Here is a 13,353-nt window from a genome sequence, read left to right on the forward strand (position 1 = left end):
TTGTTTTAAGTCCTACTTGGATTGTAAAAAAACACCACGACGGGCAGAAAGATATACACGTCCCGGAACCAGATGTTCCACGCGCCGCCCTAAAAGGTCATAACAGGTGTCGTCCGGCAAGGCCACGTCCGTCCGGCTGTCCGTAATGCCGGTGGCGTTACACTCCATCCTGAGATTCACTCCGGCCGACACGGAAGCCGAAAGGTAGCACCGTCCGGCAGGCAAAGCAAAAGGCACGTCCCCCACACGGTAGAACCGCACGCCATCCCCTTGGTTTTGCAGGATATACCCCTCGGTGACCTCCTGCGGCGTGACAATCCCCGTCAGCCCGTTCACCGTGACCGAGCGCGTGTCTTCGGGATAAAGCGAAGCGTCCACCGTACCCTCCAACACACCGCTGAAACCGTTCGCCGCATACAGCACATAGGGCGTATAGGCCTGTAAAGCCGTCACGGGGTCGAGATTCAAAACCCCGTCGCTGACGGATGCAACCGTATAAGCTTCCAAACCGGCAGGCAGTGCCTCCAAGCCAAAAGGCAGGATACAAGTACCGTAACGGTTGGCGGCAGAAATGGATACGGGAACAGACGCATGATTGCCCACCTCGATTTCTCCCGTGTTCAAATCTCCCTCGGGGATATACTTTTGGGCATTCTCGGCCACCGTAAGATTCAAACCGAACATCCGGATTTCCCCCATACCGGGCTTGGCGTACGGAGATGCCTTGACCGACACCCGGAACAACCGCCCGGAAAATGACGTGAAGTCCTCGTTCAGAGATGAGAAACAAGCCACACGCAGGTTGCCGTTCACCTGCAACCCACTGGCAAAAATATGCGTGAACTGCGGAAACCCCATACTGTCGTCATACGGATACATCCCGTCCAAGCCACACATCATGGCACAATTTCCCTTGTCGTTGGGAACGAAAACCAAATCCTCGGGCAAAGCGATTTCCATGTTGTAGGCCGTGTAAAAACGGGAACCTTCCACGCCCACAATGAAATCAACGGTTTCCCCTCCGGGTTGTACCACCGCCGGAGCCTCCACCACAAAATGGTCTGAAGTCGTAATAGGAAGTTTGGCCTGGCCAAACACCCGGGGCGGGAACAAACACAACACCCACACCCATCTGATAAAAGCTTTCATAACAGCTTCCTCCTTAAACCACCGGAGACTCCCGAAATCCGGCACTTTTAAACAAGACTTGCGTGGCATATACAAAAAAAGCGCGGGAATCTGTACCCGTTGCCCGTTCATTTTATCAAGGCCTTCGCATGCCCAATCACTCCAAACGAACAACTCCAGAAGCCCACGCCGATATGTATACCAATCCCCTAAGTCAGCACCCCGCGACAGGGTGCTGACAAGAAAGGGATGTATATAACACACCCACAGGACATCTACTGTTACCTTGCTCTTGGAGTAATTACCGAAGTTGCGAAGTTCTGATAAGCATAAGAGCAGAGCGCCAAGTAAACGCCTTTTCCATATATGGTATTCCCCTCACCCGCCTTACGAACAAGGCACCGGCGTGGAAACACATTGCAAATGTAACACTTTCTTTATAATAAAAGAAATAATAAAGGAGAAATCAACCTCCCTCACTTGTAAATCAAAAATATAGCCGGCACTTTGGACAAATCCGGAAGAGGATGCTTCTTCCATTCCTGCACCGTGCGAGTCTTGATATACTCTTCCTTGCAGGTTATGCCTGCCGCCACACAAAGACGGGTCTGTGGACGGCATGCCCGAAGAACCTCCTCGAACATCTTGGCATTACGGTAAGGGGTTTCGATGAACAGTTGGGTCTGATGTTCCGAATATACCCGCTGTTCCAACATTTTAATGCGCTTGGCCCGTTCTGCCGGGTCTATCGGAAGATAACCGTTGAAAGCAAAACTCTGTCCGTTGAAGCCGGACGCCATCACGGCCAAAATCATGGAAGACGGACCCACTAAAGGTATGACTCGCAGTCCCTTGCGTTGGGCTATGGCCACCACATCGGCTCCAGGGTCGGCCACTGCCGGACAACCGGCCTCGGAAATCACGCCGACCGGCATGCCTTGCTCCAATGGACGCAGATAGGACGCAAACGCCTCTGAAGAAGCATGCTTGCCCATGGCAAAAAAAGTCAACTCGTCTATATTGATGTCCCGGTCCACCTTTTTCAGAAAACGGCGGACCGAACGCAAATCTTCCACGATGAAAAACTTGATGTTCCGGATAATCTCTGTATTATAATCCGGCAAGACCTGCGAATGGGGCGTATCCCCCAACGTGACAGGTATCAAATAAAGTGCTGGTTCCATTATTTTTTGTTTGCAGACGGATGATACCCCGACTCGCGGAGAATCTTTCCATAATCGTTCTCACGAAGCAATTCACCAATCGTTACCCGGGGATGTGATTTCATATAATGGTCTATGATTTGCAAGCCCAACCACAAACCTATCTGGTCCGGGCTGTCTTTCCCGATATAAGGCGTGGTTCCACGAGGCTCCATAAAAAGCCTGATCATCGTCAAGTCGGCGGAAGTCAGGGCACCATGCCCCATCAACCAATTCCACACATTGGTTTCGTTATCCTTGTACCAAAGCACGCGTTCTTCTTCAAAACCGGCCTCTTGCTCCAAAGAAATATTCCGGCAATGCGCAATCACCCAATGTATCTTCCCGTAATCTGAGATGTAATCCAACAACGTATGCACCTTACCGTCCGGCAAAGGATATTCATGGGACAGATAATAGAACAAAGCATCCGACACCAACCAACTCCGGTCCATTACCCGACGCTGATAATCATGATAATATTTGCGGTACAAAGGATAGTCACGCCCCAAATACTTGTCCAAGCTAATGCCCAACAAGCTATCGCCCACCACTATGCTTTGGTTCAAACCGGATATCTGAGTATACATGAACGGTATACGGAAACTGGGATCAGCATCCTTGACCTGTTCGAATACCGAAGAGATTTCAGTTTCCTCCGCATTCAAATCCGCATACTCATCATGCACGTCTTCCAACAACACCTGCATGGTAGAGTCGAGATAATACTCCCGCAAACGTTGTTCGATGCGTGGATCCTCTACGGAGCCGATTGTCAACACCTCTTCTATAAGTAACCGTGTCGCAGCCGGATATTCCGTATTCATACGTTGGAGCGAAGTGAAACTATTCAAGGAAACGAACTCATCAACCAAACGGTCATAACGGAATATCTTTTCTCCTTTATCCGATTGGCTATCCGTCCACCAGGGAACGGAACTCCACCGACAAGAAGAAAAAAACATAGTCAGGCCTACCAATATCAATAAAGCTCGTTTCAAAACTTATTATTCGTTAAATACGCATACAAATATACAAACAAATACATTAACCACAAACTATTTTACTAAAAAAAGCAAAAACAAAACTATATATGGGGCAAATCGGAGTATTTATGACGATTTTGGAAATAGTAAGCCCACAAAATACTGAACCGAGCTTGTTCCGGAACCGGGTTCACGACCATACGGGACAGGTTTTCTTTCCGGGCAGCCCGAAAATCTTCCTTTTGCTTTCTGAAATCGGCCCTCGCCTGAAACACAGCCAGAAAAGACCGCCGCTCCCCTTTCAGCAAAAATTGGAGGGCAGCCAACCTGTCCAACCAAAAACGACAACGCATGACCGTACTCAGACGTTCATCCGGCAGATTCTTATAAAGCATATAAAGGTTATTCCGGAAATTCAAATAGGTCTTATGCGGGTTTTCCTTGGACAACGTGCCTCCCCCTACATGATAAACCACAGCCGACGGCACACAGACAATGCCGTATCCGCGACTGCGTAACCGCCAACAAAAGTCAATTTCCTCCATGTGGGCAAAAAAGCGGGCATCCAAACCTCCGGCTTCGCGATAAACGGCACTACGTACCATCAAAGCGGCTCCGGTGGCCCAAAAAACAGGGGCCACTGTATCATATTGCCCCTCATCGGTTTCCACCGTATTCATGACACGCCCCCTGCAATACGGATAACCCCAAGCATCCATATACCCTCCTGCCGCTCCCGCATACTCGAACTTATCCGGTGCATGCCAACTTAGGATTTTAGGTTGGCAGGCTGCTACCTCCGGATGGGTATCCAAATACTGCGACATGGGAGAAATCCAATCGTCTTTCACCTCCACGTCCGAATTCAGCAAAACAAAATATTCGGCCTCAATCTGTGCCAAAGCCCGGTTATACCCTTCGGCAAAGCCGTAATTCCGTTCCAATAAGATTGTTTTCACAGCAGGAAAATCTACCGAAAGAAGCTCCAACGACTTATCCGTAGAAGCATTGTCGGCCACATATACCTCTGCCGATGTATGAGCCAACACACCAGGCAAAAAGCGACGAAGCATTTCTTCTCCGTTCCAATTCAAAATGACTACGGCCACCTTGTCCATATCCGTCCTCTCCTATTATTATAATAAGGTGGCACGTAAAGCCGACCTGCCTGCATTAAAATCTCCCAAACGTACACGGACAATCTGATTGTCCAGATTCCCTTCGACAGGCAATTCCACCCGGATATAGTTGGCTGTAAAGCCATGCATCACTCCTTCCGTCCGGGACTTTTCCAACAGGACCTCGGCCTCGGTTCCGATGTAACGCCGATAAAATGCCTCCCATTTTACATCGGACAACTCCAATAGCCGTTGGCTGCGCCGATGTTTCTCCTCTGGCGAAACGGAATGTCCTATTTTCAGAGCCATCGTTCCGGGGCGCTCCGAATAACTGAACACATGCAACTGGCTCACATCCAACGAACGAATGAAACCGAATGCTTCTTCAAAACATCCATCCGTCTCGCCCCGCGTACCTACAATCACATCCACACCGATAAAGGCATCAGGCATCAGCTCTTTCACACGTGATATCTTCTCGGCAAAAAAATTTGTAGTATAACGGCGACGCATAAGTTTCAGCACTTCATCGCTACCGCTTTGTAACGGTATATGAAAATGGGGCATAAACGCACGCGACTCCGCACAAAAAGCCAACACGTCCTCTGTCAGCAAATTAGGTTCGATGGAAGATATACGGTAACGGGCTATACCTTCCACCCGGTCAAGCGCTTTCACCAAATCCAAAAAGCTTTCACCGGTAGTCTTACCGAAATCTCCGATATTCACTCCAGTCAACACTATTTCACGCCCCCCCTCCGATGCTGCTTGTTCTGCTTGACGAACCAATGAGGCTATGCTACCGTTACGGCTACGCCCACGAGCATACGGAATCGTACAATACGTACAATAATAATCGCACCCGTCTTGCACTTTCAAGAAATAACGTGTCCGGTCGCCACATGAACAGGAAGGGACAAATGTATGTATATCTTTCGTAGGCACAGTATAAGCGGCGTGCTCCGCATCAGCTGATTTACGCTCTGCCGGCAACAAAGGCAAACGTTCCTCTAAATAACGCAATATATCCCCTTTCTGCTCTGCCCCCAAAACTAAATCCACTCCGTCAATAGCAGAAACTTGCTCCGGTTTAAGTTGGGCATAACAGCCCGTTACCACCACAAAAGCTCCGGGATGCTGTTTCACCAACTTATGAATAGCTTGCCGGCATTTATGATCGGCAACCTCCGTTACCGAACAAGTATTCACCACACAAATATCGGCACGTTCTCCGGCTCGCACCGTCCTCACTCCCATCTCCTTCAACAAACGCCCTATTGTAGAAGTCTCTGCAAAATTCAACTTACAGCCTAACGTAAAATATACGGCTTTCTTCCCCTCAAAAACGGATGCTTCTGTCATATCATCTATAGTATAATCCAATCTTAATCACTGTTCCAACCGCAAAGTTACATAATTCTATGGAATAGCACATAGAGAACCTCGAAAAATTAACAGTACATAAAATATTGATTCATTGCAACTTATATATATCCTTAAAAATATGTATCAAAAAAAAGAGGGCAAAGTGTACAACATATCAAAAAAGTATATACCTTTGCAATGTTTTAATAAGCAATTGATTGTTTTACAGATTTAAAAAAGCAAAAAAATGAAAAAGTTAGCATTTTTGTTCGTAGCTTTCGCAGCTATTTCTTTCGCATCTTGCGGTAACAAAACTTCTCAGGCTGAAACTGCAGCTGATACTGACACTGTAGCTGTAGAAGAAGAAATCGTAGAAGTTGATTCTGTAGTTGCCGATAGCGCTGCCGCTGATGCTGCTGTAGTTGCTGATAGCGCTGCTGCCGAAGCTCCTGCTGCTGAATAATTCAGTACAGATACGAACTAAAAGGAACAAGAGATCATACGCGAGTATGGTCTCTATTTTTTTTATACCAATCCCTTCTTTTCGGAATCCATCTCTTTTGGCACGATAAATCTGATTAATAAAAAAGGGGAACACCCTTCATTGGATATTCCCCCTATAAATAACACACAATATAAATAGCCCTTATAATTAAGCTTCTTCCGCTACAACCTCAAAAGGTATCTCAACAGAAACTTCCTTATGCAATTTTACAGTAGCATGATATGAACCCACTGCTTTCACATCTTTCACTACAATAATCTTACGGTCAATATCAAAACCAAGCTTCTTCAACTCGTCTGCAATCTGCAAACTGTTTACCGAGCCATAGATGACACCCGTAGCACTCACCTTAGTAGGAATAGTCAGAGCAACCTCAGCCAACTTATCAGCCAATGCCTGAGCCTCATTCTTGATTTTCTCCAACTTATGAGCACGCTGCTTCAAATCCTCAGCCAACATTTTCTTGGCAGAATCTGAAGCAATCACAGCCTTACCGGTAGGAATAAGGTAGTTACGACCGTAACCTGACTTTACGTCTACAATATCATTCTTGTAGCCCAAGCCTATAATATCTTCTTTCAATATAATTTCCATGCTTACTCCTCCTTATTATTATTTCATCATATCTGTTACAAATGGAAGAAGTGCCAAATGACGGGCTCTCTTGACAGCCTGTGCTACACGACGCTGATACTTCAAAGAAGTACCTGTAATGCGACGGGGCAAAATCTTACCCTGCTCATTCAAGAATTTCTTCAAGAATTCGGGATCCTTATAATCAATGTACTTAATACCGCTTTTCTTGAAACGGCAGTACTTTTTCTTCTTCACGTCTACGGTCGGCGGAGTCAAATATCTGATTTCTGATTGCTGTGCCATGATTTAATCCTCCTTTTTTGATTTGTTATTTCTTCTCTTCTCAGCGTATTCTGCTGCATACTTCTCCATTTTGATAGTCAAAAAGCGAAGTACTTTCTCATCACGACGGAAATTGACTTCCAAAGTTTTAATCACTTCAGGCTGCGCCTTGAACTCCATAAGGATATAAAATCCCGTGGACTTCTTTTCAATGGCGTAAGCCAATTTCTTCAGGCCCCAGTTCTCTTCATTGATAATCTCTGCACCGTTGTCAGTGAGGATACCCCTGAACTTGTTGACCGCTTCCTTCATCTGGTCGTCAGATAAAACGGGAGTTAAAATGAAAACGGTTTCGTATTGATTCATAATCCGTTAAATAAATAATTAATAATGTTTTTGCAAAAATGCGGTGCAAAATTACGTGTTTTTCCGCTATTATGCAAATTTTCTAAGCTTTAAATCCAATCAAAGCTTCAGAAAAAGAGAGGTTGGAAAAGTAGCTGCCTAAAGCTTTAAAGAAATTTAAGAAGCTCACACGGCCACAATCTGTAATAAATATCATACCTTTGTATGGTCGAACAATCTGAAGGACATGAGCGAACAATTCAATTTCGATATAAAATTAATCTTTGCCATCCTGAACGGGAAGGTGTCGGCAGCAATCAACCGCAAGCTCTACCGTAACTTCCGGCTATACAATGTGGACATTACTCCGGAACAATGGACGGTGTTGTTATATCTATGGGAAAAAGACGGTGTCACGCAACAAGAATTGTGTAACGCGACTTTCAAGGACAAACCGAGTATGACACGGCTGATCGACAATATGGAGCGCCTGAACCTCGTTGTCAGAATATCCGGGAAAACAGACCGGAGAATCAACCTGATTCATCTGACCAAGACTGGACGGGATTTGGAAGAGAAATCGAGATTTATCGCCAACAAGACCCTGAAAGAGGCCCTGCGTGGCCTTAGTGTGGAAGAATTAAGCATAAGCCAGGAAGTTTTAAGAAAAGTGTTTTTAAACACAAAGGATTAAAATGCTCCTTTTCCGTCTTTTTTTCTATGAAAAGTTTCGGAGTTTAAATAATTATGCTTTAATTTGTAGGCTGAATGGAGAAAAACATAAAAAGAAACATACAATGAATAATTTTTTAAAGAATTTGGGTATTCTCTTAATCGTTCTGGGAACTGCGGTATTGGTTCTGAGTTATGTATGCAACTGGCTTGATTATAACTGGCCTAACGGTATAGCCTTATTGGCTATTGTGGTCGGTATTATCGTCCACATTGTCATGAACAAGAAAATACAAGATTAAGAGGTAAAAGAATGGCCCCGGATGTTCCTCAAGGAAATCCGGGGCCATTCTTACGTTATCTGTTCTTATTCCTCTTCTGTTGTGGGGATAATCAAACGATAACCTTTTCCATGGACGTTGTTAATCTCAATGGAAGGGTCGTCTTTCAGATGCTTGCGCAATTTTGTGATATACACATCCATGCTCCGTGCATTGAAGTAATTGTCATCAATCCAAATCGTCTTCAATGCCAGTTCACGTTGTAATACATCATTGGCATGCGCACAAAGCAATGAAAGCAACTCACTTTCCTTGGTTGTCAACTTGGTTTGCTTGTCACCGATAGCCAAAATCTGCCGTTGCGTATCGAAAGTAAAACGACCCAGTTTATACATGTTCGTCTCCTTTACTTTCTTACCCCTCACACGGCGCAAGATGGCCTCCATACGGAATACCAGTTCTTCCATCGAGAAAGGTTTAGTGATATAGTCATCAGCCCCTATTTTAAATCCGTCGAAAATATCCTCCTTCAGGTTTTTGGCCGTCAGGAATATGATAGGTATTTCAGCATTGACCTGTCGGATTTCCTGTGCCAACTGGAATCCATCCTTCTTTGGCATCATAACGTCCAACACACACATTTCGTAACGGTTCTTCAAAAATGCCTTGTAACCGGCATCTCCGTCCGGAAACAGTTCCGCCTCATAACCCTTGGCCTGTAAATACTCTCTCAGCAACATGCCCAGGCTCTCATCGTCCTCGCATAATAATATTCGCAATTTTTCTTCCATAATTCTTATTTTTTTATTGTTGGTAATGTGATTATAAATTTCGTTCCATGACCGTATTCGCTTTCTGCATGTATCACGCCATTCTGTAACCCCACGATTTTCTTGACGTAGGCCAGTCCTAAGCCGAAACCTTTGACATCATGTTTATTGCCAGTATGCACACGATAAAACTTATCGAAAATCCTCTTCAAGTCATCTTTCTGTATGCCTATGCCGTTATCTTCTATTGAAATATTGATCTTGTCCCCCGTATTCCATGTCCGAAGAGTCAAATGCAGTTCCACATCATCACGCTTGTATTTGACCGCATTATCCATCAAATTGAATATCACATTCGTAAAGTGCATCTCATCCACATAAATCTCCGCCTGTTCGGCTTTGAAATCAGACGATATACTTCCTCCATTCTGCGACACTTTCAAAGTAAACGTCTTAATGACTCCCGCCAACAACTGATGTGCATCCAACTCTTTCTGCTTGAACGCAATGTTATCTCTGTCGTACAAAGACATTTGCAGTACTTTTTCCACCTGAAAACGTAAACGCTTGGTCTCGTCGTTAATGACCCGCGAAAGATTCTCGTACATCGCCTCGCTCTTCTTTATCGACTGGTCGCTCAGCATCTGGGCGGCCAATGAAATAGACGAAATCGGAGTCTTGAATTCATGCGTCATATTGTTGATGAAGTCATTTTTCATCTCCGTCACCTTTTTCTGACGGAATATCACATATATCGTAAAGACAAAAGTGACAAACAGAATGATGGTAAAGGCCAATGCCGGAATCATCATCCGTGCCGTTTCCAACAAATAGGAATTCATATCCGGAAAATGAATCCTCACAATGCCGATTTTACCCGCAGGGTCATTACGGAACAACACCTGGGAGTATGAATAGTCTTTTCCTTTCTCCTCGTAATCCGGGCATCGGTATACCTCCCGTCCGTCATTGGTAGCCACCGTGAAATGATAAGGAATACTGATTCCGTTATTTTCAAGCGCATTACGGATGTCCTGATCCAGCAATTTGAAATTAATCCGCTCTTCCAGGGGTTTCTCACTCGCTTTATACAAGATAGTGTATATTACTTCGTCAAGCAAACCCTTATGATATACATACGCATTCTTCACATACTCCTGAAACGACCTGGTGGCCTCGTCAATCGAATTATTACGCTCGATACGCAACACTTTCGGCATAGTGGAAGGATGCTTCACTATCGTATGCAATTCGAAATCGGAATATATCTTTTCTCCCCCGTGTGCAACTCCTACACCGTTGCTCGCATCTACAGTACCGACTATCCCGCCCATATAAAGTTTAGGCAAAGAATCCGAACTCGGGCTTAAATTGTCCCGCGTAAAGTTCTCCAGATAACGAAACGTCTCGTTCTGCTCCAAATTGCGGGATGCCTGATTCAGACTACGAACTACGGATTCGTCAAATTGTTCCTTCCGCATCTTCACCATCTGCTCGATGTAGCGCATCTGCAACAAAAGAAGTCCCAAAAACGAAACTCCGATAATTACACTTACTATCCAGATTGTAGACCTTTTCATATCAGCAAATATACATATCGAAAACGGGCATTAAGCTCATAAAAACTTATTCCTTCATTGAGTTTAACGTTATTAACAACAAAGTAATACAAAATGATTTATACAAGCAAACAAGGAATGCTTTATCTTAAAAATAAGTATTCAGTCGCCGAGAAAAAATATCTGCATGTATCCCTCAAGCAGTGCCTCCCACCTGTTCCTAAGATACGTTTTTATTGTGCAGCAAACGAAAAAATCCCGCCCTTCAACTTACTTGCATACTCAAGCAAAAAGTCGAAAAGCGGGATACCTCCAGTAGCTTAGTTTATTATTCTTCTTTACCTTGTTTAGCCTCAAAATCCTTAACCAGTTTCTCTTGCACGTCTGCCGGTACCAGTTCGTAGCTGGCAAACGACATGATGAAAGAAGCACGACCACCGGTAATGGAACTTAAAGAGGTACAATAATTGGACATCTCCTTCAACGGCACTTTGGCCACAAGTTTCTCATAACCGTTCTCGCTAGTCATCCCCATAATCATGCCTCGGCGTCCTTGCAAATCGCTCATCACATCACCCATCTTGTCACTGGGAACAAAGACCTCCACGTCGTAAATAGGCTCCAGAATCTTCGGCCCGGCCTCTTTAAACGCCATACTGAAAGCATTACGCCCGGCCAACATGAAAGAAATTTCATTGGAATCTACGGGATGCATCTTTCCGTCGTACACGATGACACGGACATCGCGGGCGTAACTACCCGTCAACGGGCCTTGTTCCATACGCTGCATCACACCTTTCAGAATAGCCGGCATGAAACGGGCATCAATGGCACCACCCACCACAGAGTTGATAAAGACGAGCTTGCCGCCCCACTCTAAGGGTACTTCTTCCTTGCTGCGCGCATTAATCCGGAACTCTTGTCCGTTGAAACGATATACTTCCGGATCGGGCATACCTTCATAATAGGGTTCCACAATCAAATGTACTTCGCCGAACTGCCCCGCTCCTCCCGACTGTTTCTTATGACGGTAGTCGGCACGCGCAGCCTTCGTAATGGTCTCACGATAAGGAATGCGAGGTTCTTCGAACTTAATGGCAATCTTTTCATTATTTTCCATACGCCACTTCAACGTACGCAAATGGAATTCCCCTTGTCCGTGTACCAGTATCTGACGCAATTCTTTGCTCTGCTCCACTACCCACGTGGGATCTTCCTCACGCATACGGTTCAAGGCATTCATCATCTTCTCGGTCTCTGCCTCGTTCACCGCCTTTACCGCACGGGTATACTTCGGATTGGGATATTTGATGAAATTGAAACGGTTCTCGCTATTTTTATCATTCAACGTATTCCCCGTCTTCACATCCTTCAGCTTCACCGTGCAACCGATATCTCCGGCCACCAATTCTTCCACCTTAATACGGTTGGCACCCGCACAAACGAACAACTGCGACATGCGTTCTTTCGACCCGCGGTCGGCATTGTTCAAATCATCACCTTCATGTACCTTGCCACTCATCACCTTGAAGTACTGCACCTCGCCGATATGAGGTTCTACGCCGGTCTTGAAGAAATAAAGCGAAGTCGGGCCGTCTACATCGGGAGTCACCTCCATACCTCTGGTATTATGCACTTTGGGCATCTCGCTGACGAAAGGCACGACATTGCCCAAAAATTCCATCAAGCGCCGTACACCCATATCCTTTCCCGCACAAACACAGAACACCGGGAACATCCCCCGTGCTGCCAATCCCTTGCGGATACCCTCACGCATCTCGTCTTCGGTCAGCGTTTCGCTCTCAAAGAATTTCTCCATCAATGTTTCGTCGTTCTCGGCAGCGGCCTCAACCAATACCTTGTGCATCTCCATGGCCTTCTCTTTCTGGTCTTCCGGGATTTCTTCTATCGTCGGTTCTCCACCTTCAGGCCCCCAGGAGTATTTCTTCATCAGCAACACGTCAATCAAGGCATTGAAGTCCGGCCCTGTTTTTATCGGATACTGCACCGGAACGACCTTGTTGCCGTAAATGGAAGTCAACTGCTCCAATATGGCATCGTAATCGCACTTTTCATCATCCAACTGGTTTACCAGAAAAATCACGGGCTTCCCTAACTTTTCCGTATATCTGAAATGATTCTGCGTCCCGACTTCCGCACCGTATTGCCCGTTCAACAGCAACACGGCCGTATCCGTCACATTCAGTGCCGTCAACGCCGCACCCACAAAATCATCCGAACCCGGACAGTCTATGATATTCAGTTTCTTATTGTTCCATTCCACATGATACACTGTGGAAAAAACCGAATAACCGTATTCCTGTTCCACCGGAAAATAGTCACTCACCGTGTTCTTGGCCGTAATTCTTCCGCGGCGCTTAATCAATCCGGCCTCATAAAGCAAGGCTTCCGTGAGTGTTGTTTTACCGGAACCATCATTTCCCAACAGGGCTATGTTTTTAATCTCGTTTGTTTGATATACTTTCATCGTGTAACATTTAATTTAAAGGTAACAACTAAACGGCACGAAATTTAGCAATAAAATCCCATACAGCCAACGATTC

At 45.5% G+C, this 13,353-nt stretch carries 14 protein-coding genes; 3 read left to right on the forward strand and 11 right to left on the reverse strand.

Annotated elements, in window-relative coordinates; translation table 11 throughout:
* Window positions 1-12: 12 nt before the first annotated feature.
* From AC5RDV_RS06980 to mtaB, 5 genes are all read right to left on the reverse strand, one after another.
* Window positions 13-1,149, reverse strand: coding sequence for a hypothetical protein (locus AC5RDV_RS06980; RefSeq protein WP_282748590.1), 1,137 nt, complete (start codon window positions 1,147-1,149; stop codon window positions 13-15).
* A 455-nt stretch (window positions 1,150-1,604) separates the two neighbouring features.
* Window positions 1,605-2,312 carry an SAM-dependent methyltransferase gene (locus AC5RDV_RS06985; RefSeq protein WP_282748591.1) on the reverse strand — a complete coding sequence of 236 codons (708 nt, stop codon included), beginning with the start codon at window positions 2,310-2,312 and terminating at the stop codon, window positions 1,605-1,607.
* The gene (locus tag AC5RDV_RS06990; protein WP_253271009.1) at window positions 2,312-3,331 is read right to left on the reverse strand and encodes a gliding motility protein GldB-related protein; all 1,020 of its coding nucleotides are present in this window, start codon (window positions 3,329-3,331) and stop codon (window positions 2,312-2,314) included. Before AC5RDV_RS06990 ends, AC5RDV_RS06985 begins: the two co-directional genes overlap by 1 nt.
* Before the next feature lie 86 nt (window positions 3,332-3,417).
* Window positions 3,418-4,434: a glycosyltransferase family 2 protein gene (locus tag AC5RDV_RS06995; RefSeq protein WP_008625569.1), complete on the reverse strand. Its 1,017-nt coding sequence runs from the start codon at window positions 4,432-4,434 to the stop codon at window positions 3,418-3,420.
* Between the two features lie 18 nt (window positions 4,435-4,452).
* Entirely contained in the window at window positions 4,453-5,796 is a 1,344-nt protein-coding gene (mtaB, locus tag AC5RDV_RS07000; RefSeq protein ID WP_008625570.1) for a tRNA (N(6)-L-threonylcarbamoyladenosine(37)-C(2))-methylthiotransferase MtaB, read from the reverse strand.
* 250 nt (window positions 5,797-6,046) lie between these two features.
* Between mtaB and AC5RDV_RS07005 the strand changes: the two genes are divergently transcribed.
* Window positions 6,047-6,262 carry a PG1828 family lipoprotein gene (locus AC5RDV_RS07005; RefSeq protein ID WP_008620771.1) on the forward strand — a complete coding sequence of 72 codons (216 nt, stop codon included), beginning with the start codon at window positions 6,047-6,049 and terminating at the stop codon, window positions 6,260-6,262.
* A 189-nt stretch (window positions 6,263-6,451) separates the two neighbouring features.
* On the opposite strand, the gene rplI is transcribed toward AC5RDV_RS07005, so the two are convergent.
* Genes rplI through rpsF form a run of 3 tightly spaced genes read right to left on the reverse strand, consistent with a single transcriptional unit; the run spans window position 6,452 to window position 7,528 of the window.
* Complete coding sequence (gene rplI / locus AC5RDV_RS07010; RefSeq protein ID WP_008625573.1) at window positions 6,452-6,898, reverse strand: 50S ribosomal protein L9; 447 nt, start codon at window positions 6,896-6,898, stop codon at window positions 6,452-6,454.
* A gap of 18 nt (window positions 6,899-6,916) precedes the next feature.
* On the reverse strand, window positions 6,917-7,186 hold the full coding sequence (gene rpsR, locus AC5RDV_RS07015) for a 30S ribosomal protein S18 (protein WP_172604765.1): 270 nt from the start codon (window positions 7,184-7,186) through the stop codon (window positions 6,917-6,919).
* On the reverse strand, window positions 7,187-7,528 hold the full coding sequence (gene rpsF / locus AC5RDV_RS07020) for a 30S ribosomal protein S6 (protein WP_008620765.1): 342 nt from the start codon (window positions 7,526-7,528) through the stop codon (window positions 7,187-7,189). It abuts the gene before it with no gap.
* Between the two features lie 226 nt (window positions 7,529-7,754).
* On the opposite strand from rpsF, the gene AC5RDV_RS07025 reads away from it, so the two are divergent.
* The gene (locus AC5RDV_RS07025; protein WP_008625574.1) at window positions 7,755-8,201 is read left to right on the forward strand and encodes a MarR family winged helix-turn-helix transcriptional regulator; all 447 of its coding nucleotides are present in this window, start codon (window positions 7,755-7,757) and stop codon (window positions 8,199-8,201) included.
* 124 nt (window positions 8,202-8,325) lie between these two features.
* Entirely contained in the window at window positions 8,326-8,481 is a 156-nt protein-coding gene (locus AC5RDV_RS07030) for a hypothetical protein (protein ID WP_276786410.1), read from the forward strand.
* 65 nt (window positions 8,482-8,546) lie between these two features.
* On the opposite strand, the gene rprY is transcribed toward AC5RDV_RS07030, so the two are convergent.
* From rprY to fusA2, 3 genes are all read right to left on the reverse strand, one after another.
* A complete protein-coding gene (gene rprY / locus AC5RDV_RS07035; protein WP_008620761.1) occupies window positions 8,547-9,251 on the reverse strand; it encodes a response regulator transcription factor RprY in 705 nt (234 codons plus the stop codon).
* 5 nt (window positions 9,252-9,256) lie between these two features.
* Window positions 9,257-10,810 carry a sensor histidine kinase gene (locus tag AC5RDV_RS07040; RefSeq protein WP_130893360.1) on the reverse strand — a complete coding sequence of 518 codons (1,554 nt, stop codon included), beginning with the start codon at window positions 10,808-10,810 and terminating at the stop codon, window positions 9,257-9,259.
* Between the two features lie 307 nt (window positions 10,811-11,117).
* Entirely contained in the window at window positions 11,118-13,277 is a 2,160-nt protein-coding gene (gene fusA2 / locus AC5RDV_RS07045) for an elongation factor G2 (protein ID WP_282748592.1), read from the reverse strand.
* Between the last annotated feature and the right edge of the window lie 76 nt (window positions 13,278-13,353).

Source organism: Paraprevotella sp., assembly GCF_986071375.1.